This window comes from Micromonospora sp. CV4, from assembly GCF_003667455.1.
Classification (GTDB): Bacteria; Actinomycetota; Actinomycetes; order Mycobacteriales; family Micromonosporaceae; genus Micromonospora.
Genome location: NZ_RCVI01000317.1, coordinates 1 through 20513 on the forward strand (window position 1 = coordinate 1; position 20513 = coordinate 20513).

General features: G+C 71.9%; 18 protein-coding genes. 8 read left to right on the top strand and 10 right to left on the bottom strand.

The window, feature by feature from the left end; all coding sequences use genetic code 11:
* Positions 1–328: 328 nt before the first annotated feature.
* From ccrA to EAD98_RS22460, 3 genes are all read left to right on the top strand, one after another.
* Entirely contained in the window at positions 329–1684 is a 1356-nt protein-coding gene (gene ccrA, locus EAD98_RS22450; RefSeq protein ID WP_121656007.1) for a crotonyl-CoA carboxylase/reductase, read from the top strand.
* Between the two features lie 287 nt (positions 1685–1971).
* Positions 1972–3228 (top strand): cell division protein DivIVA, encoded by a 1257-nt coding sequence (locus EAD98_RS22455; RefSeq protein ID WP_121655994.1) that lies wholly within the window; start codon positions 1972–1974, stop codon positions 3226–3228.
* A gap of 177 nt (positions 3229–3405) precedes the next feature.
* On the top strand, positions 3406–5856 hold the full coding sequence (locus EAD98_RS22460; RefSeq protein WP_121655995.1) for a hypothetical protein: 2451 nt from the start codon (positions 3406–3408) through the stop codon (positions 5854–5856).
* A 105-nt stretch (positions 5857–5961) separates the two neighbouring features.
* Here the strand turns inward: EAD98_RS22460 and EAD98_RS22465 are convergent, their stop codons facing one another.
* Positions 5962–6300 (bottom strand): hypothetical protein, encoded by a 339-nt coding sequence (locus tag EAD98_RS22465; RefSeq protein ID WP_121655996.1) that lies wholly within the window; start codon positions 6298–6300, stop codon positions 5962–5964.
* 335 nt (positions 6301–6635) lie between these two features.
* On the opposite strand from EAD98_RS22465, the gene EAD98_RS22470 reads away from it, so the two are divergent.
* The 3 genes from EAD98_RS22470 (at position 6636) to EAD98_RS22480 (ending at position 8890) form a co-directional block, all read left to right on the top strand.
* Positions 6636–7445, top strand: coding sequence for a helix-turn-helix transcriptional regulator (locus EAD98_RS22470; RefSeq protein WP_121655997.1), 810 nt, complete (start codon positions 6636–6638; stop codon positions 7443–7445).
* Positions 7436–7624, top strand: coding sequence for a DUF397 domain-containing protein (locus EAD98_RS22475; RefSeq protein ID WP_121655998.1), 189 nt, complete (start codon positions 7436–7438; stop codon positions 7622–7624). Before EAD98_RS22470 ends, EAD98_RS22475 begins: the two co-directional genes overlap by 10 nt.
* Before the next feature lie 171 nt (positions 7625–7795).
* The gene (locus EAD98_RS22480) at positions 7796–8890 is read left to right on the top strand and encodes an AI-2E family transporter (protein WP_121656008.1); all 1095 of its coding nucleotides are present in this window, start codon (positions 7796–7798) and stop codon (positions 8888–8890) included.
* Positions 8891–8902: 12 nt separating this feature from the next.
* On the opposite strand, the gene EAD98_RS22485 is transcribed toward EAD98_RS22480, so the two are convergent.
* The 7 genes from EAD98_RS22485 to EAD98_RS22515 form a co-directional block, all read right to left on the bottom strand.
* Positions 8903–9712: an alpha/beta hydrolase gene (locus EAD98_RS22485; protein ID WP_121655999.1), complete on the bottom strand. Its 810-nt coding sequence runs from the start codon at positions 9710–9712 to the stop codon at positions 8903–8905.
* Between the two features lie 66 nt (positions 9713–9778).
* On the bottom strand, positions 9779–10105 hold the full coding sequence (locus EAD98_RS22490) for a hypothetical protein (protein ID WP_121656000.1): 327 nt from the start codon (positions 10103–10105) through the stop codon (positions 9779–9781).
* 45 nt (positions 10106–10150) lie between these two features.
* Positions 10151–11203: a hypothetical protein gene (locus EAD98_RS22495; RefSeq protein ID WP_121656001.1), complete on the bottom strand. Its 1053-nt coding sequence runs from the start codon at positions 11201–11203 to the stop codon at positions 10151–10153.
* Positions 11200–11694, bottom strand: coding sequence for a SigE family RNA polymerase sigma factor (locus tag EAD98_RS22500; RefSeq protein ID WP_121656002.1), 495 nt, complete (start codon positions 11692–11694; stop codon positions 11200–11202). Before EAD98_RS22500 ends, EAD98_RS22495 begins: the two co-directional genes overlap by 4 nt.
* A 40-nt stretch (positions 11695–11734) precedes the next feature.
* The gene (locus EAD98_RS22505; protein WP_121656003.1) at positions 11735–13525 is read right to left on the bottom strand and encodes a 3-hydroxyacyl-CoA dehydrogenase family protein; all 1791 of its coding nucleotides are present in this window, start codon (positions 13523–13525) and stop codon (positions 11735–11737) included.
* 125 nt (positions 13526–13650) lie between these two features.
* The gene (locus tag EAD98_RS22510) at positions 13651–14721 is read right to left on the bottom strand and encodes an alpha/beta fold hydrolase (RefSeq protein ID WP_199723504.1); all 1071 of its coding nucleotides are present in this window, start codon (positions 14719–14721) and stop codon (positions 13651–13653) included.
* A 231-nt stretch (positions 14722–14952) separates the two neighbouring features.
* Entirely contained in the window at positions 14953–15369 is a 417-nt protein-coding gene (locus EAD98_RS22515; protein WP_121656004.1) for an FHA domain-containing protein, read from the bottom strand.
* Between the two features lie 255 nt (positions 15370–15624).
* On the opposite strand from EAD98_RS22515, the gene EAD98_RS22520 reads away from it, so the two are divergent.
* A complete protein-coding gene (locus EAD98_RS22520; protein ID WP_121656005.1) occupies positions 15625–17121 on the top strand; it encodes an aldehyde dehydrogenase family protein in 1497 nt (498 codons plus the stop codon).
* 52 nt (positions 17122–17173) lie between these two features.
* Here EAD98_RS22520 and nucS read toward each other — a convergent pair whose 3' ends face one another.
* Complete coding sequence (gene nucS, locus EAD98_RS22525) at positions 17174–17833, bottom strand: endonuclease NucS (protein WP_121656010.1); 660 nt, start codon at positions 17831–17833, stop codon at positions 17174–17176.
* 71 nt (positions 17834–17904) lie between these two features.
* On the opposite strand from nucS, the gene EAD98_RS22530 reads away from it, so the two are divergent.
* Positions 17905–18522, top strand: a complete 618-nt coding sequence (locus tag EAD98_RS22530; protein WP_121656011.1) for a DUF4126 domain-containing protein — start codon at positions 17905–17907, stop codon at positions 18520–18522.
* 110 nt (positions 18523–18632) lie between these two features.
* On the opposite strand, the gene EAD98_RS22535 is transcribed toward EAD98_RS22530, so the two are convergent.
* The gene (locus EAD98_RS22535; RefSeq protein WP_121656006.1) at positions 18633–19190 is read right to left on the bottom strand and encodes a hypothetical protein; all 558 of its coding nucleotides are present in this window, start codon (positions 19188–19190) and stop codon (positions 18633–18635) included.
* Positions 19191–20513: the final 1323 nt, after the last annotated feature.

Below are 20513 nucleotides of genomic sequence, written 5' to 3' on the forward strand. Positions count from 1 at the left end.
CGCCTCCGCCGCCTGGCGCCTCCGCCTCCGCATCGCCGCCGCCACGCCACGGTTCCCTCGCGGCAGCGACCGGGTGTGACGCGCCCCAGGGCGGGTCCCGCGAGCACGTCAGTGCGCGGTTGGTGGGGTGGTCGGACAGCTTCACGCATCGGCGGATGCAGTTTTTCACAGAGGACTTCCGGCTTTAGCTACCGTTCAGTAACGTCCCGGCCCACAGGAGCGCGACCGGTGCCGGATGTGTCGAATGCCGACATGGCGGTCGCGTCCACCGGCGCCGACGATGGCAGCACCCGGGCCCGTTCGGGTGCGGGACGAACCGGAGGTCACCGTGCAGGACATCCTCGAAGCGATCATGGCGGCGGAGGAATCGAGCGATCCGGACCGCGAGCTCGCCGGCGTCGGCGGGCTGCCCGTTCCGGAGAGCTACCGGGGCGTGGTCGTCCGCGCCGAAGAGGCCCGGATGTTCGACGGCATGGCCACCCGGGACAAGGACCCCCGCAAGGCGCTGCACGTGCAGGAGGTGCCGACGCCGGAGCTCGGCCCCGGCGAGGCGCTGGTCGCGGTGATGGCGAGCGCGATCAACTACAACACGGTGTGGACCAGCATCTTCGAGCCGCTGCCCACCTTCAAGTTCCTCCAGCGCTACGGCCGGCTCTCCGAGCTGACCCGCCGGCACGACCTGCCGTACCACGTGGTCGGCTCGGACGCCGCCGGCGTGGTGCTGCGCACCGGCCCCGGGGTGACCCGCTGGGCCGCCGGCGACGAGGTGGTCGCGCACTGCCTCTCCGTCGAGCTGGAGGACGCGGCCGGGCACGACGACACCATGCTCGACCCGCAGCAGCGGATCTGGGGCTTCGAGACCAACTTCGGCGGCCTCGCCGAGCTGTGCGTGGTCAAGGCCAACCAGCTGATGCCCAAGCCGCGGCACCTGAGCTGGGAGGAGGCCGCCAGCCCGGGGCTGGTCAACTCCACCGCGTACCGGCAGCTCGTCTCGCACCACGGGGCCAACATGAAGCAGGGCGACGTGGTGCTGATCTGGGGCGCCTCCGGCGGCCTCGGCGGGTACGCCACCCAGATGGCGCTGAACGGCGGCGCGATCCCAATCTGCGTCGTCTCCTCGCCGGAGAAGGCCGAGCTGTGCCGCCGGATGGGCGCGGACCTGGTCATCGACCGGGCGGCGGAGGGCTTCCGGTTCTGGAAGGACGAGGAGACCCAGGACCCGGACGAGTGGAAGCGCTTCGGCGAGCGGATCCGCGAGCTGACCGGAGGCGAGGACCCGGACATCGTCTTCGAGCACCCCGGCCGGGAGACCTTCGGCGCGAGCGTCTACGTGGCCCGGCGTGGCGGCACCATCGTCACCTGCGCCTCCACCAGCGGCTTCCAGCACCAGTACGACAACCGCTACCTGTGGATGCACCTCAAGCGGATCGTCGGCAGCCACTTCGCCAACTACCACGAGGCGTGGCAGGCCAACCGCCTGGTCGCGCTCGGCAAGGTGCACCCGACGGTGTCCCGCACCTACCCGCTGGAGCTGACCGGGCAGGCCGCGTACGACGTGCACCGCAACGCCCACCAGGGCAAGGTCGGGGTGCGCTGCCTCGCTCCCGCCGACGGGCTGGGCGTGCGCGACGGCGAGCTGCGGGCCCGGCACGAGGACGCGATCAACCGCTTCCGGGGGCACTGACCGGGCCATCGGCCGGACGGACGAGCACCGGACGGCCAATGCGGTGAACGGGCCATTGTTCTTCCATCGCCATTAGCGGGATACCCACCCGGATCGAACAAAGGGCCACGGGCGCGTCCCGTGGCCCTTTTCCGCGTCACGCTGCGTGGCGTCCGACCCGCCCGGGACCTGCCAAGATCGCCCATTGGTCCGGCCTCGCCGAGCACGGAAGTTGACCATGTAAAGAGGACACGAAAGCTGCGCACCGCTCTTGCGAAGCACCCTGGGGCGTCTGCCAGTATGTCCCAATGCCCCAGCAGCAGTCCTCCCCTCTCGCGTTCTTCGATAACGCGAACTCGCAGCCAGATTTCACCGTTGGCCTGCGCGGATACAACACCCACCAGGTCGACGACTTCATCGGCCGGATGACCGCCGCGCTGACCCAGTCCGAGCAGGCCCGTGCCGAGGCCGAGCAGCGGATGAACGACGCCCAGCGTCGGCTCCGCCAAGCCGAACAGCGCATGAGTGCGCTGGAGCAGAAGCTCACCGACACGAACAAGCAGCTCGAAGAGAACAGCCGGCCCACCCTCTCCGGGCTCGGCACCCGCGTCGAGCAGATCCTCCGGCTCGCCGAGGAGCAGGCCAACGACCACCGCAACGAGGCCAAGCGCGAGTCGGAGGGCATCCTCTCCGCCGCCCGCCTCGAGGCTCGTGAGATCACCGACAAGGCCCGCGCCGAAGCCGCCGCGATGAAGGCCAGCGCCGAGCGCGACGCCGGCAACCTGCGCACCGCCGCCGAGCGCGAGGCCGCCGAGGTCCGGGTGCAGGCCCGCCGCGAGGCCGACACGCTGCGCGCCGACGCCGACCGCGAGACCAAGCAGCTGCGTACCGTCACGGCGCACGAGGTGGCCGAGCTGAAGTCGACCGTGGAGCGGGAGGTGGCCACCCTCCGGGCCACCGCCGAGCGCGAGATCACCCAGCAGCGGGCCAAGGCGGCCCGTGAGGCCGAGGAGAAGCGCGCCGAGGCGACCAAGCTGCTCACCGACGCGCGGGACAAGCGCGACAAGGACCTCCAGGCGCTGGAGCTCCAGCTGGCCGAGCGGCGCGAGAAGTCCGAGCGCGAGGAGTCCGAGCGGCACGCCGCCCAGGTGGCGCAGACCCAGAAGATGGTCAGCGAGGCCGAGCAGCGGGCCCGGGCCGCGCAGGAGCGCGCCAAGGAGATCGAGCAGCGCGCCGAGGCCCGTCGGGTCGAGTCGGAGCGCAGCGCCAACGAGACGATCGACAAGGCCAAGGCGCTCTCCGAGAAGACGCTCAACGAGGCCAAGGCCGAGTCGCAGCGCCTGCTCACCGAGGCCCGCACCGAGGCGGAGCTGACCACCCAGGCCGCCCGCCGCGAGGTCGAGGACCTCACCCGGCAGAAGGACGCGGTCACCTCGCAGCTCGGTCAGATGCTCTCCGGGCTCGCCGGCATCGTCCCCGGTGTTCCGGCGAAGGCGGAGGCCAAGCCGGAAGCCAAGAAGGCCGACGGCGGTCAGGAGCGGGTGACCGCGGAGACCGCCGGCTGACGCGAGGCGTCAGGTCGGGGCATCGACGGCGCGAGGTGACACCGGGTGACCGGTGTTACCTCGCGCCGTATGCGTTTCCCACCCCTTGACATCCCGTTCTGCGAACCAAGTGAAGTAGGTCCCACATGGGCCGTCCGTATCGCCCCAGCAGGGCCCGATGCGTGTGAGGATGGGGGCATGTCGCACGGCGAGGAACTGTTCGCACTCGGCGGGGACGTGACCACGGAGCCCAGCTTCGAGTCCGCTCTGCGGGGTTACGAGAAACGACAGGTCGACCGGTACGTGGCGCGTGCCGAGCACGAGATCGCGACCCTCGCCGCCGAACGGGAACAGGCGTACACACAGATCCACAAGCTCGCCGGTCAGGTCGAGGTGCTCCAACGGGACCTCGCCCAAGTGCGCAAGCAGATGAACGTGGTGGACCGCGCCTCGTTCCGGCACCTCGGCCCCCGGGTCGAGTCGATCCTCACCCTCGCCGAGGAGCAGGCGGAGCAGATTCTGTCCGCGGCCAACGAGGAGATCGAGGCCCGTCGCGCCGCCGCCGAGCACATCATCGAGGAGGCCCGCGAGCAGGCCGCCCGGGCATTGAAGGACTTCGAGATCGCCCTCGCCGCGCGGCGTGCGGAGGAGGAGCGGCACAGCGCCGCCCTACGCACCGAGGCGGAGTCGACCCTGCGGGCGGCCAAGGACGAGTCGGCGAAGCTGCGCAAGACGGCGCAGGACGCGCTGACGAAGGCCCAGCAGGAGGCCACCCAGCTGCGGGACACCGCCAAGGAGATCCACACCCGGGCCCAGCAGGAGTCCACAAAGCTGCGCGAGACGGCCCGCGAGGCGCTGGCCACCGCCCGGCAGGAGGCCGGCGAGCTGCGCGAGGCCGCCAAGGAGGTGCACGCCAAGGCCCTCCAGGAGGCCAAGCGGCTCACCGACAGCGCGACCGAGGCCGGCCGGGCCACCCACGCCAAGGCGCAGCGGGAGGCCAAGCAGGTCATCGACGACGCGTCGATGGCCGGGCGGGCCACCCGGGCGAAGGCCCAGCAGGAGGCGGAACGGCTGGTCACGCAGGCCACCGAGTCGGCCAAGCGCAGCCGGACCGAGACCGAGTCGTACGTGCAGCGGATGCGCAGCGAGACCGAGGCGTACGTGCAGCACGCGCGGGCGCAGACCCAGCAGGAGCTGGGCGCCTGGCGGGCCGGGGTGGAACAGGAGGTCAACTCCCGACGGGAGACGGCCGACCGGGAGCTGGCCCAGCGGCGGTCCGCCGCCGAGCAGGAGTTCGCCAAGCGCCGCGACGAGCTGGAAAAGCAGTACAAGTCCCGCCTGCACGAGCTGGAGGCCGGGTTCACGAGTCGTCAGCAGGAGCTGGAGACCACCTTCAGCGGTCGTCAGCAGGAACTGGAAACCACCTTCACCACGCGCCGCGACCAGTTGGAGACCGAGTACACCAGCCGCAAGAACGAGCTGGAGACCGAGTACACCTCCCGCAAGAACGAGATCGAGCAGGGCGCCGCCGCGGTCCGCGAGGCGGCGGAGCAGGACGCGCTGACCATGCGCCTGCGGGCCGAGGAGGAGGCCGCCGAGCTGCTGAGCCGGGCCGAGACCGAGGCGGGCGACAAGCGCCGCACGGCGGACGAGCACGTCGCGGCCTCCCGCCGCCAGTTCGAGGAGTACGCGGCCACCACCCAGCAGCACCTGGCCACCACCCAGCAGCATCTGGCGGCGACCCAGCAGGAGGCGGCGGCCGGCCGGCAGCAGCTCGCCCAGGTGATGCTGGAGATCGCCCAGGCCCAGCAGCAGCTCGCCGACCTGCGACAGGAGACCTGGAAGTCCCGGCAGGAGTCCGACGAGCTCCAGCGGCAGGTGGCCGAGCTGCGGTTGCAGAGCGCCACCGTTCCGGTCGCCGGCGACGGCCCGGCCACCGAGGCCGCCCCCGCCGGGGCGACGAACGGCGTGGCCGCCGGCACCGGTGCCACCACGACGGCGAAGGCCGCGGCGGCGCAAGCCGGGGCCGCTACAACGGCGAGCGGGGCGGCAGCCGGAGCAGGTGCCGCCAAGGCGGCGAGCGGCGCGCAAGCCGGAGCAGGTGCCGCCAAGGCGGCGAGCGGGGTGGCAGCCGCCGGAGCAGGGGCCGGCCCGGCCAACGGGATCAAGGCTGACCCCGCCGATGCCACGCCCGCCGACGCCAAGCAGCCCGCCAACGCCGACCCCGCCGAGGTCGGGCAGCCCGCCAACGCCAAGCGTCCCGCCAACGCCGGGCAGCCGGATAACGCCAAGCAGCCCGCCAACGCCACGCCCGCCGAGGTCAGGCAGCCCGCCGACGGCAAGCGGCCCGCCGACGCCGCACAGCCCGCCGACGCCGGGCAGCCGGACGACGCCGGGGATGAGCCGGCGAAGGACTCCGGGCAGACCATCGCCCGGCCGGTGGCCGAGCCGGTGACGACTGTCGACGGTGGCGCGGCCAGCGCCGGGGTGGACGGCGAGCCGACGGTGGCCGCTGTCCCGGGCGAGGGCGGTCGCGGCGCCAAGCCGACCAAGATCACCAGCACCGGCGAGAACGGCAAGCGCCCCACCAAGCCGACCACCGACGAGCGCAGCGCCAAGCCCAGCAAGGTCACCGTCGAGAAGGACTGACCGGGCCGGCGACACCCCGCGCTCGCGCGCGAGTCACGGCAATCTTGGACAGTTTCCGTTGCCCGTGAACGGAAACTGTCCAAGATCTGCGTGCCGGGCGCCAGCTCAGGGACCGGTGGCGGGCGGGTCGATGACCGAACGGCGGAACGGGCCCCACGCCACGAAGCGTTCGAACAGCTCCCGTGGCGTCGGCCCGTCGTAGGGGTTGAGCTGGTACAGGTCGTGTGCCGCCTCGTGATAGAGCCCGGCCAGGTAGATCGTCAGGGCCGCCGGATCCGCGTCGAACTCCGCCTTGAGCAGCAACCGGGCCTCCGCGCAAGGCCACGGCCGGCCATCGGCCCGGCAGCACCACATCGGCCGCAGCGGAGTGTGCGGCGTCCGGTCACCGCAGGGTCGAGGATGCGCGGGGTACGGCCCGAGCCGCGGCTGCGGTAGCCCGGACACCGGCGTACGCGCGGGGCGAGGCCGGCCGGATTCCGGCGGGCAGCCAGCGGACGACCTCGGCGCCGACCCGGCGGTCAGGGAACGTCGGAGGCGGCCGGCAGGGCTGGAGCTGGACAACGGGGTACCTCCTCGGCTGGGGCACGGGACGCGCGCCGCCGGGCGACGGCGGGCCCGGCGCGCTGGGGACCGGAGACCACAGCAGATCCGGTACGTGACAGTCTGCTGATCACACCGCTACGGTCGGAAGGCGTCGGCGCCACCGGAGGCGCGAGTGCGTTGGTGGCGTGGCCCGCCGGGCGGGCCGGTGGAGACGACCTGCGACCTGCGGAGGCACTGTGGAAGGCGACGCCGCGCCGACGGCCGACTTGATCCGCGCTCAACTGCGCCGACTGCGAATTGCCGCCGGGATGAGCCAGGAGGAGTTCGGCCGGCTGGTGCACTACTCCGGCTCGATGGTGTCCGCGTTGGAGCTGGGTCAGCGTCCGCTGGACCGGCTCTTCCTTGCCCGCGCCGACGAGGTGCTGACCACCGGTGGTCTGCTGGTCCACCTGCTCAAGCTCGCCGAGCGGGACGGCCAGCCGAGCTGGTTCCGGCCCTGGCTGGACGCCGAGCGCAGCGCCCGCCAGTTGCGCTGCTTCCAGCCCACGCTGATCCCCGGCCTGCTCCAGACGGAGAACTACGCCCGCGCGGTCATCCGCTGCGACGACCTGCTCAGCGACGACGAGGTGGAGCGTCGCGTCCACGCCCGACTGGATCGACAGGCGATCCTCACGCAGCCTGACCCACCGCAGCTGATCGCCGTCGTCGACGAACATGCGGTGCGGCATGCTGCCGAGCACATGCGCGGGCTCATGTTCGAACAGCTCACCCATCTGATCGCATGCGCCCAGCGCTCGCAGGTCAGCGTGCATGTCATTCCCGCCGAGGTCGGGCTTCACGTCGGCATGTCCGGACCGTTCACGCTCGCGCGCGGGGCGGATGGTGGGTGGGTCGGCAACCTTGAGAATCAGCTTGCTGGCGTCGTGGTTGACGGAGATGGTGACGTAGCTACGCTGCTCTCACGATGGGAGACGGTCCGGAACGAGGCGTTTTCCCGCCGCCACTCGATTGACCTCATGAAGGAAGCGATGGACTCATGCACCTGACTGGCGCGGTCTGGCGCACCTCCACTCGCAGCGGTAACAGCGAGTGCGTCGAGGTGGCGGACAATCTGCCGGGGGTGGTGGGCGTGCGGGACAGCAAGGATCCGAACGGCCCGGTGCTGGTGTTCGCGCCGGCCGCCTGGCGGGCGTTCGTCGCCGTCGCCCGTCGCCCCACCGTCTGACCCGGGAGGTCCCTGGTGCCGCAGCACGGCCCGCCTGCCGACGACCCGGACGCAACGCCCGGCCCCGCAACACCCGGTCCCGCAACACCCGGTCCTGCAACACCCGGCCCGGCAACACCCGGTCCCGCGCCGGCCACTCCCCCGCCGGCCGAGACGCCACGCCCGGTGCCGATCCCCGACCCGGACGTTGACCCGGACGAGCCGCCGGCCGTCCCGTCCGGCAAGTTCGGCACGCCGGGGCGTCCACTGCGGCGCAGCAGCTTCCTGATCGGCTTCACGGGCGCGCTCGGCGTGCTGTTGGCGTACACCCTCTATCTGGGCATTCGCAATGCCGGCGGCATCCTGGTGCTGGTGGTGATCGCGCTCTTCCTGGCGGTCGGCCTCTACCCGGCGGTGGCCCGGCTGGGCCGCTGGGGGGTGCCCCACGGCCTGGCGGTCGCGGTGGTGGCGCTGACCGCGGTGCTGCTGCTCTGCGGCGGCGTGGTGGCGCTGGTCCCGCCGATCGTGACCCAGTCCGGTCAGTTCATCGACCAGCTGCCCAGCTACATCGAGGAGCTGCGCCGCAACCCGACGGTCAACGACCTGGTGGAGCGGTACGACGTGGTGGAGCGGGTGCAGGGCGCGGTCGACGCGGGCACGGTCGGCCAGGCGCTCGGCGGAGTGCTCGGCGGCGCCCAACTGATCTTCGGCACGGTGTTCCGGGCGTTGACCGTGCTGGTGCTGACCATCTACTTCCTGGCGTACTTCAACCGGCTGCGGTCCCTGGCCTACGCGCTGGTGCCCCGGTCGCGGCGCGAGCGGGTGCAGCTGATCGGCGACGAGATGTTGGCCAAGGTCGGCGCGTACATGGTCGGGGCGCTCAGCATCGCGGTGCTGGCCGGTGCGACCACCTTCGTCTTCGCGCTGATCGTCGGGCTGCCGTACCCCTTCGCGCTGGCCGTGGTGGTCGCGGTGACCGACCTGATTCCGCAGATCGGCGCCACCCTGGGCGCGGTGATCGTGAGCCTGGTCGGCTTCGCCACCGACCTGCCGACCGGCATCGCCTGCGCGGTCTTCTTCCTCATCTACCAGCAGGTGGAGAACTACCTGATCTACCCGAAGGTGATGCGGCGCTCGGTGGAGGTCAACGAGGTGGCCGCCCTGCTGGCCGCGCTGCTCGGGGTGGCACTGCTGGGCGTGGTCGGCGCGCTGATCGCCATCCCCACGGTGGCCGCGCTGCAACTGATCCTGCGCGAGGTGGTGCTGCCCCGCCAGGAGACCCGCTGACCGCCGGTCGGGTCAGTCCGCCCTGCGGGCCTGCGGGCCGGGGACGGGAGTGTCGGCGAACGAGGCCACCGTCCGGTCCGCGTACGCGCTGACGTCGCCGGTCTCCATCGGGCCGTCCCAGGTCGTCGGCAGCGGCACCGCGACCGCCGGGTTCACCAGGCGGACGATCTCGTCGAGCACCGTCTCCGCGTCGCCGACCCAGAGGTGCTTGGCGTTCGGCACGCCCACCACCTCGGCCTGCGGCACCGCGGCGAACCGCTCCTGGGCCTCCGCCGGGCGCAGGTAGTCGTCGAACTCGGGCACGAGGGCCACCAGCGGCCGGCCGGAGCCGGCCCAGGTGGCCAGGTCCTCGGGAGCCGAGAAGCGCAGCGGCGGGGAGAGCAGGATCGCGCCCGCCACCGCCGGGTCGCAGCCGTACTTGAGCGCCAGGTCGGTGCCGAACGACCAGCCGACCAGCCAGATGTTCGGCAGCTCGGCGAACTCCGCGTACTCGATGGCGGCGGCCACGTCGTAGCGCTCGCCGACGGCCGCGTCGAAAGTGCCCTCGCTGGTGCCGCGCAGGCTGCTGGTCCCCCGGGTGTTGAATCGAAGCACGGCCACGTCGGCCAGCGCCGGCAGCCGCCAGGCCGCCTTGCGGAACACGTGGCTGTCCATCATTCCGCCGTGGGTCGGCAGCGGGTGCAGGCAGACCAGGGTGGCCACCGGCGGCCGGTCGGCCGGCAGAGCCAGCTCACCGACCAGCCGCAGGCCGTCGGCGGTGTGCAACTCGATGTCCTCCCGGCGACCGGGCAGGACCGACGACGCGCGGATCGGTGTGCTCACCCGTCAAGTCTGTCGCGAACTCACCGCCGCCGCCCGCCCGGGCGCGAACAGGGTGATCCAGATCGCTCAGCCGTGGCGCGGAGCGCCCCGGCCGCGCTGCACGGCGGGGCCACGCCGCTCCCGGGCCCGCCAGCAGCCGCTGTGCCAGTGCCGCCGGTCGGTCAGGTCACCCAGGCCGTCCGCCGGCCAGGCCACCAGGTGCGCCACCCCGGGCCGGATCTCCTGGTCACAGCCCGGGCAGCGGTACGTCTTGACCGACGCGCCCGCGCCGATCCCGCGTACCTGCCAGGCGCCGTCGGCCCACTGCTGCACCGAGGCGACGCCCTGCCGGACCCGATCGGCGTCCAGGTTGGCGTTCTCGTCCCGGCGGGGACGGTTGCGACGGGGGCTCACATGACCAAGCGTACGGTCCGGCGGGCGGGGCAGGCTGGGCGGCGGTCACCAGGTCGCGGGCTGGTCCAGGTGCTCGGCGACCCGCGCCCCGGTGAGCACGGTGCCCGCCTCCGCCTCGGTGAAGTCCCGCCTATCGGAGATGAGAGTGGCGGCCAGCTGGACCTGAGGAATGTCGAGCAGCTCTAGCCGCTCGCGCTGGTGGTCGAAATAGCCGGGCCTGCCGTTGATCGTCCGGTTCGTTGTGGGGCGGCCCGTCGTGTTGGTGCCGGCGTACTGCAACTCGACCCACATCATCATCTCGTCGGCGGAAACATCCAGCATCACGGCGTACGCGGCCGGGAAGGTGCCCGCCACCACCCGGCAGCCGCTGAGCTGGGCACCGGGCGGCAGGGCATCCAGCCGCAGCGGGCCCGCGCAGCCGTACGCGTCATCGAGGCGCAACGCGGCGGCCACATCGTGCAGCGGCTGCTGATTAGGGCTGGTCACGCTCGCTCCGGCGTACACGCCGGGCGCCGGCTGCCAGTATCGCCGCCAGACCGGCGCGCCCTCCGGCCCGTTGGCGTGGACCACGGAGCCGTCGTAGGGGTTGGCGGCGGGACCCACCAGAGACGGCATGTTCCAAGCGAGCGACGAGCGCAACATGTCGACCGAGGTCAGCTCGACCGTGACCGTCCACCCGCCCACGTCGAGCCTCGCGGTCTCCTTGCCGCCGCCCACCTCCCAGTACAGGAACCGGGGTCCGCCCGGGGCGAGGCCGATGTGCAGCAGGGTCGGGTCCTTGCCGATCAGGTCGGGCCGGACCGCCGCGCCCGGAGCAGCGTCGACCCGCGGCGGCACGAGGGGCACCGAGGCACCGGCCGGGCCGGGTCGGCCGGGGGCGATCGCGGGGCCCAGGCCGGGCAGGCGGTCCACCGGGCCGGCAGCCACGCCGACACCGAGCAGGGCGACCACACCCAGCGCGGCGCCGGCGGCGGCACGCCGCCGGCACACTCGGGTCCGTCCCCGGGCCACCGCGCCGACCAACAGCCGGTCGGCGTCCACCGGTCCCTCGGCGCGCTCCCGCAACGTCCGGACGATCCGCTCGTCGAGGTCGATCATGGTCGGCTCCCGTTCGTGGCCGGGGCACCGCAGCGCTCCCGGAGGTTGGCGAGCGCCCGCATCGCGTGGGTGCGGACGGTGACCGGCGAGCAGTCCAGGATCTGCGCGATCGTCGCGTCGTCCAGGTCCTCGTAGTAGCGCAGCACGAGCACCGCGCGCTGGCGGTCGGGCAGGTCGAGGACCAGGCGCCACATCTCGTCCCGGTCGGCCGCCTCGCCGCCGACGTCCCCACGGTGCGGCCGGTCGGCGAAGTTGTCGGTGGCCAGTTCCCGGTTCGACCGGCGGCGCCACCAGGAGATGTTGGCGTTGACCAGCATCCGGCGCACGTACACGTCGGGTCGGTCGGCCCGGGCGATCCTGCGCCACTGCACGTACGCCCGGGCCAGCACCTCCTGCGTGAGGTCCTCGGCCCGGTGCTCGTCACCGGTCAGTAGCCGAGCAAGCCGGACCAGGGCCGGGCCTCGGCTGCCGACGTACTCCTCGAAGGTCACACCATGCAGACGCCGTCGGCGCCCTTCGGCGTTGACCCGGTCAGCGGTGCGAGTGGTCGCGGAACCCGCGGCGGGTCTTGCGACCCAGGTAGCCGGCGGTGACCAGGTGCTCCAACAGCGGCGCGGGAGCGAAGCCCGGCTCGCGCAGCTCCAGGTACAGCTCCCGCTGAATGGCCAGCGAGACGTCCAGCCCGACCACGTCCAGCAGCTCGAACGGGCCCATCGGGTAGCCGCAGCCCAGCTTCATCGCGTGGTCGATGTCGTCGGCCGTGGAGTAGCTGGCCTCCAGCATCTTCACCGCGTCGTTCAGGTACGGGAAGAGCAGCGCGTTGACGATGAACCCGGACCGGTCGCCGCACACCACGCCGGTCTTGCCCAGCGCGGCGCAGACCGCCCGGGCGGTCGCGGTGGTCTCCGGGGAGGTGCGGATGGTGCGGACCACCTCCACCAGCGGCATGATCGGCGCCGGGTTGAAGAAGTGCAGCCCCACCACGTCGGCGGGCCGGTGGGTGGCCATCGCCACGTCGATCACCGGCAGCGAGGAGGTGGTGGTCGCCAGCACCACGCCCGGCTTGCAGATCTCGTCGAGGCTGGCGAAGAGCGCCTTCTTCACACTCAGCTCCTCGACCACGGCCTCGACCACCAGGTCGACGTCGGCGAGGTGGTCGAGCGTGGCGGACCAGCTGATCCGGCCCAGCGCGGCGTCCCGGTCGGCCTCGGCGAGCTTGCCGCGCACCACGCCCTTGTTCAGCGAGGTCTTCACCGCCTCGCAGACCGTCGCGGACTTCTCCGCGCCCCGGGTCACCGAGATGACCTCGTAGCCCGCCTTCGCGAAGACCTCGATGATCCCGGTGGCCATCGTCCCGGAGCCCACCACGCCCACCTTGGCGATGGCGCGCGCGCCGTCGGCGACCTCCGCCTCCGTGGCCAGCGGCGTCGCCTCGTCGGGTACGACCACCGGCGAGCCGGGCCGCTCGTAGGTGTAGAAGCCCCGGCCGGACTTCCGGCCCAGCAGTCCCGCCGTCACCATCTGCTTGAGCAGCGGCACCGGTGCGTGCCGGCGGTCCCGCCCGCCGCGCCGGTACATGGTGTCCAGGATCTCGTACGCGGTGTCCAGACCGATCAGGTCCATCAACGCCAGCGGACCCATCGGCAGGCCGCAACCGAGCTTCATGGCGGCGTCGATGTCCTCCCGGGTCGCGTAGTGCGACTCGAACATGCCGACGGCGTGGTTGAGGTAGCCGAAGAGCAGCGCGTTGGCGATGAAGCCCGCCCGGTCGTTGATGGTGACGTCGACCTTGCCGAGCCGGGCGCAGAGCGCCTCCACGTCGGCGACCACCTCGGGCGCGGTGACCACGGTGCGGACCACCTCGACCAGCTTCATCACCGGCGCCGGGTTGAAGAAGTGGATGCCGATCACCTGGTTGGGCCGGGTGGTGGCCACCGAGATCTCGGTGACGCTCAGCGACGAGGTGTTGGTGGCCAGGATGGTCTCCGGCCGGCAGACCCGGTCCAGCTCCGCGAAGATCCGCTGCTTGAGGTCCAGGTGCTCGGGCACCGCCTCGATGACCAGGTCGACGGAGTGCAACGCGTCCAGTCCGACCGCGAAGTGCACCCGGTCGAGCAGCGCGTCCCGGTCCTCCGGGGCGAGTTTGCCCTTGGCCACCGCCCGGTCGGTGGAGCCGGTGAGGGTGACCCGGCCACGCTCCAGCGCCGGCTCGGAGATCTCGACCGCCACCACGTCGATGCCGTTGCGGGCGAAGACCTCGACGATGCCGGCACCCATGGTGCCCAGCCCCACCACACCCACGGTGCTGAACTCGCGCGCCACGACCGGCCTCCCCAGACACTCCGCACGGCCACTGAACGGCCGCTAAGGCTTTGCGCGCGAGTCTGCCACGTGACGATTCGTTGTCGAGACGCCGTGGGATATTTCACCCACCACGCCAGGCGCGCTCAGCTGGCCGGGACGGTGGTCAGCGCCAGCAGCTCCGCCACGAACTCCGCCGGGCGCTCCAGGTGCGGGCTGTGCCCGCAGCCGGGCAGCACCACCTCGTGGTACGCGCCGCCGGCCGCCGCGTACCGCTCCAGCACCGCCCGGGTCTGGCCGACCATCGGCTGCGGCGGGCACTCCGCCTCGCCCGGCCAGCCGGGTACGGCGCCCAGCGAGCCCAGGTACGCCAGGTCGAACAGCGAGGTGTCCGAGACGATCACGTCGGCGTCACCGCGTACCCAGATGACCGGAGGCTTGTCGGCGACGGCCACCAGCTCGTCGGCGAGCCGGAACCAGGTCGGCGCGAGCGCGTTGAGCACCCCGCGCTCCCCCGGCGCCATGCCCGGCCAGTTCTCCGACGACGCCGCCGTGCCGGGGTAGTTGTCGTCCCCCGTGGCGGTGGAGAGCAGGCTGTCGAGCAGCAAGTCCTCATCGCCGCCCAGCGACGCCGGATCGGCCACATAGGTGGCTCGCAGCACAGCGCGCGGGCTGGTCGGGGCGTCGGTGCCGCGATCACCGGCGGTGAGCCGGGCGACGAAGTCCGGATTCGCCGTGCCGGCGCCGGTGCCGGCGAAGTCGGGCGTCGTCGGCTTGCCGGCCAGGTCGCGGGTGCCACCGAAGCCGTACGGGGAGACCGGCGCGGCGAGCAGCAGCGCACCCACCCGGTGCGGATGGTCGACCAGCAGCCGCATCGCCACGCCCCCGCCGAGGGAGTGCCCCACCACCACCGGGCGGGCGTCGGCTGCGAAGAGCGTCGGGTCGTCCAGCAGGGCGGCCACGTCGTCGGAGAAGTCCCGAAGGCCACGGGTCGCGTTCACCGGGGCGGTCTCCGAGGCGCCGTAACCGCGCAGGTCCGGGGCGACCAGCCGCAGCGTCGGCGGGAGCCGCCGGACCAACGGCTCCCAGAACAGCGCGGACGAACAGTTGCCGTGGATCAGCAGCACCGGGGTGCCGTCGGGCGGGCCGGCCACCCGTACCGCCTGGGTGATGCCGTTCGCCGTCACGGTCCGCTGCTCGGTCTCCACCCGCGGCATGCTGCCACGCCGGTCCACGGCGATCCAGGTCTGCCGCAGCCACCTGCCGGCAGTGCTTGATGTGGCCGGCCACCAGGAGGGTCGCTCGCCCACGCGACCGGGCGACGGGACGACCGGGCGACCGGGCGACCGGGCGACGGGACGACCGTTCGCCTGCGCGCAAACGCCGGCGACCTGCCGGCGTCCGGTCCGAGTGGCCCGTCAGCTCCGTCCCGCCGAGCAGGCGGACGGTCAGCGGCGTGCGCTGGGCGGTGTGGCCAGTGGCAGCGGCAGCGTCGGCCGGACATCACGACGGGACGGGCCGAAGCTGAGCCCGACCGGATCGGTGTGAGCCACTCCCGGATCGAACAGGCGCAGCTCGGTGCGGCCCAGCCGGATCACGTCGCCGTCGGAGAGGCGTTCCACCTCGGTGATCCGGCGGTCGTTGAGCCAGGTGCCGTTCGTCGAGCCCAGGTCCCGCAGCGACGGGCCCTCCGGTGCCAGCCACACCTCCGCGTGCTGCCGGCTCAGGTGCGGGTCGTTGAGAACGACGTGACCGGTCGGCGCCCGACCGATCACCTGCGGCTCGGCCCGCAGGCGAAAGCTCGCTCCGCGCATCGGCCCACCCGCGACCGTCAACAGCGGCATCAGTTCCGGATGTTCCTCCATGGACAGTCAGCCCTCCACCCCACACCACTACTCCGCGCGTCAGCCTGCCATCAGACGGTAATCGTCAATACCGACCGGCCGGTCAGCTCCTCGCCACCTCCCGGCCATCTCCCGTTCGACGATTCGGGCGGCCGGAAACCGACGCAGAGGGCCTGACCTGCTCTGATCAACGAGTGGACGGCCTGCTGCGACTTCCGTCCCGACGGGCCGAATCGCGGCCTACCGACGAGTAATCTTCGGGTCTAGACTTCCGCCATGACGGCTGTGCAGATCCCCGGCAACCCGGTCATCGAGGCGGGCCAACTGGTTTCCACCAGCCCAGCCACCGGCGTCGAGGCCGGGCGCCTCCCGGTCGCCACCGACGCCGACGTCCGGCGGGCCGTCGACCGCGCCCGCACCGCGGGCGAGTGGTGGGCCGGGCTGGGCTTCACCGCCCGCCGCGAACGGCTGCTGCGCTGGCGCGCCCTGCTCGCCAAGCGGATCGAGCAGCTCGCCGAGCTGGTGCACGTCGAGGGTGGCAAGCCGGTCGCCGACGCCATCGTCGAGATCGTCACCGCGATCGAGCACATCGACTGGGCCGCCCGCAACGCCAACCGGGTGCTCGGCCCGCGCCGGGTGCGGTCCCGGCTCATCCTCGCCGAGTTCTCCGGGCACCTCGAATACCAGCCGTTCGGCGTGATCGGCGTGATCGGCCCGTGGAACTATCCGGTCTTCACCCCGATCGGCTCCGCCGCGTACGCGCTGGCCGCCGGCAACGCCGTCGTGCTCAAGCCGAGCGAATACACGCCCGTGGTCGGCCAGTGGCTGGTGGACAGCTTCGCCGAGGTCGTACCCGAGCAACCGGTCTTCACCGCCGTGCACGGGCTGGGCGACGTGGGTGCGGCGCTGTGTCGCTCCGGCGTGAACAAGCTCGCCTTCACCGGCTCCACCGCCACCGCCCGCAAGGTCATGGCCGCCTGCGCCGAGACGCTGACCCCGGTGCTCATCGAGGGCGGCGGCAAGGACGCCATGATCGTCGACAGCGACGCGGACCTGGACGCCGCCGCCGAGGCCTGCGTCTGGGGCGGCATGACCAACGCTGGCCAGACCTGCATCGGCATCGAGCGGGTGTACGCCGTCGACGAGGTCTTCGACACCTTCGTCGACAAGGTGGTGACCCGCGCGGGTCGGCTGACCGTCGGGCCGGAGGGCACCGACATCGGCCCGATCACCATGCCGGGCCAGGTCGACGTGATCCGCCGCCACATCGAGGCCGCGGTCAACTCCGGCGGGCGCGCCGTGCTCGGCGGCCCGAGCGCGGTGCAGCCGCCGTACGTGCACCCGACCGTGCTGGTGGACGTACCGGAGGAGTCGGCCGCCGTCCGCGAGGAGACCTTCGGGCCGACGCTCACCATCAACCGGGTCCGCGACGCCGACGAGGCCCTCGCCCGGGCCAACGCGCTGCCGTACGGCCTGGGTGGTTCGGTCTTCGGCCGACGACGCGCCGTCGCCATCGCCCGACGGTTGCGCTCCGGAATGGCCTCGGTCAACTCCACCCTCACCTTCGCCGGGATGTCCACCCTGCCGTTCGGCGGGGTCGGTGACTCCGGCTTCGGGCGGATCCACGGCGAAGACGGGCTACGCGAGTTCGGCCGGGCCAAGGCGATCACCCGCCGGCGCGCCCGGTCGCTGCTGCCGTCCATGACCTTCGAGCGAACCCCGACCGACTTGGCCCGACTCGTCAAAGCCATCAAGGTGATGTACGGCAGGTGAGTGTCGGACAACCGAACTCGCTGATCCCGGTGCGGACCGGGGACTGAGCCGGTCAGAAGAGGGTCAGCTCGTCCTTCTCGATGCCGCGCAGCTTGTCGTAGTCCACGACCACGCACCGGATGCCCCGGTCGGCGGCGAGCACCCGTGCCTGCGGCTTGATCTCCTGAGCGGCGAAGACCCCGGTGACCGGGCTGAGCAGCGGGTCGCGGTTCATCAGTTCGAGATAACGGGTGAGCTGCTCGACCCCGTCGATCTCACCGCGCCGTTTGACCTCGACCGCGACCGCGGCGGAGTTGGCGTCCCGGCAGAGCAGGTCGACCGGGCCGATCGCCGTCATGTACTCGCGGCGGACCAGCGTGTACCCGTCACCCAACACGCTCGGGTTGGCCGCCAGCAACTCCTGGAGGTGCGCCTCCACCCCGTCCTTGCGCAGGCCGGGATCGACCCCCAGCTCGTACGAGGTGTCCTGGAAGATCTCCTCCAGGGTGATCCGCAGCTCCTCGCCGGCCTTGTTGACCACCCGCCACACACCGGGGGCCTCCTCCAGCCGACACGGCGGGCTCATCCAGTTCAACGGCTTGTACGCCCGGTCGTCGGCATGGATGGACACCGACCCGTCCGCCTTCACCATCAACAGCCGCGTCGCCAGCGGCAGGTGAGCCGAGAGCCGTCCGACGTAGTCCACCGAGCACTTCGCAATGACCAACCGCACCCGACGAGGGTAGCCGAGCACCCACCGGTCACCACCGAGCGGCACTGGCGCGTCGATGGGATGCTGAGATGGTGCTCGAAGTCCTCACCGGTACCGGTCTCGCCGCCTCGGCGGGGCTGAACGCGTACATACCCCTGCTCACCCTTGGTCTGCTCGCCCGCTACACCGATCTGATCGACCTGCCCAGCGGCTGGACGTGGCTCGGCAACGGCTGGGTCGTCGCCATCCTGGCCCTGCTGCTCGCCGTCGAGATGGTCGCGGACAAGGTGCCGGTGGTCGACCACATCAACGACGTGGTGCAGACGGTGGTCCGACCCACTGCCGGCGGCCTGGCCTTCGGCGCGGGATCGTCGTCGGAGACGGTGACGGTCACCGACCCGGGAAGCTTCTTCTCGTCGCACCAGTGGGTGCCCGTGGTCACCGGCGTTCTGCTCGCGTTCGGCGTACACCTGCTCAAGTCCGCCGCGCGACCGGTCGTCAACGCGACGACCGCCGGGTTCGGTGCGCCGGTGGCCAGCACCGCCGAGGACGCCACCAGCGTGGTGGTCTCCCTGGTGGCGATCATCCTGCCGGTGCTGGTGCTCGCCTTCCTGCTCGGCCTGGTGGCGTTCGTCTACTGGTTCCTCCGCCGGCGCTCCGAACGCCGCCGGGAACGCGAGGCCGCCCGCGCCGCCGGCTTCCGCGTCTGACGGTCCACTCACCAGGGGCGAACTGCCGCCAGATCCAGACAAGCCGCTGGCCGGCACCCGGGTTCGGGGTGCCGGCCAGTCGGTGTCACGCGGTGCTGTGGTGTGGTGGGTCAGCTGTTCCAGTGCTGGGCGACCAGGTCGGTGGCCTGCTGCTCCCACTGGGCGTAGGCGTCGGGGTAGGCGGAGACCTGGACGGTCTGCGCGGCGTCGGTCAGGGCCATGTCCTGCCAGCCGTCGACCTGCTTGAGGCCCTTGAGGAACGCGGTGGTGGAGTACTCGGGGTCGGTGATCTGCTCCGGCGTGCCCCAACCCGAGCTCGGGCGCTGCTGGAACAGGCCCAGCGAGTCGTGGTCGTTGCGGTCGCCGAGGTGGCCCAGGTTCTCCAGCTTCGACTCCTGCAGACTCGTGGCGATCGAGATCACCGCAGCCCGCTCCGGCAGACCGGCCTTCTTCGTGGCGGCGATGATCGCCTTGACGTTCGCGGTCTGCTCGTCGTTCAGGTCGATGTGCGACTGCGGGCCCTGCGCCTTGACCGTCTGCACCGCAACGGCGGCGGGCTTGCCGTCGGTGGCGGGGGCGGCGTGCGCGGCGATCGGACCGGCGAACACACCACCGGCGAACGCCAGACCAGCAACGGACAGCACGCTCTTACGAATGATCGTGTTCATGAGGGTTGGCTCCTTCGGGGGTAGACATCCCACACGCGCCTGTTCGGGGGAACGGCACGCAGGGTGCAAGCACCTCGTCCGGCGCTCTCATACACGGGGGAAAAGTCTTAAGGTCGGCGGCCGACAAGCGGGGCTCGTGGCGCCGGGTCCATGTGTAACGACCGCCGGGCCGGGGCCATTCCGGGATCGGCCCATCCATCGGCACCTCGTGGAAGCGGGTGCTGGTGCGGTCGGTCGGGTCTCCAACGACCGCCGGGCCGAAGTCATTCCGGGACCGGCCCATCCATCCGCACCCCGTGCATTCCTGGCGCGGTCGATCGGGGGTCTGCAACGACCGCGCATCCGCGGGCATTCCAACCCGGGCCTCGCTGTCATCCCAGCCCCGAAGGGGTGGGGCTGACCTGGCGGTGGTGCTGCGATCGTCGGGGTGCATAACGACCCCGGGCCGGCCACGATTCCAGCCGCCGGGTGCACCTGGCCACCGCCAAACGACCCCATACCGGACAGGCGGACCGAGTTCGTGGGTCGGCGCAGCGTCGGATGGGCCTGTTTGCGGGTTGATCGACTCGGTATCGCCGATATCGGGGCATCCGCAAGCCCTGGACACCGCGACATCGCCGATATCGAGTCGATCACCCCGAAGACGCGTTCCCCGGGCGATCCCGAGGCGAGGTCGTCAACGAGCCCGATACCTCAGAGGCATATTTATGACTCAGAGGTATACCGCTCACTACAGCGACCCGCCCCGAGGGCGGCCGAGGCCCCATTTCCTGCGGACCGGCCCGGCGGCCGCTTGCCGGACCGCGGCACCGCGGATCGTGCAGGCGGCAATCGGGCGGGGCCCGACACGATCGCGCGGACCCGACGAACCGCGCGGACCCGACGAATCGCGCGGACCGGGATCGCGCGCACCGGCATTCGGGCGGATGGGCACTCGGGCGGCCTGGGGATCGGGCGGGCCTCGAGCGGGCGGTTCGGCAATCGGGAGCAGGGATCGCGCGGATCGGCAATCGGGCGGAGGGCAATCGGGCGGGCCCGCGATCGGGCGGACGGCGATCGGGGGCCAGGATCGCCGGGCCGGCGATCGGGAAGGCGGCAACCGGGCGGCGGCAATCGAGGGCCGGTGACCGCGCGGGCCCGGGGATCGGGCGGACCCGGCGGGCCGGCTTGCCTGGACCTCACGGGATCGGCGGACGGCGACCATCGACGGGGTGGGGCCCGCCGTGCCCGGCGCAGGGATCAAGCCTGACCGCCCGGAGCCGGGCACGGCGGGCCCCACCCCACCCACGACGCAGCGCGACAAAAGCAGCGCGACAAAGCAGC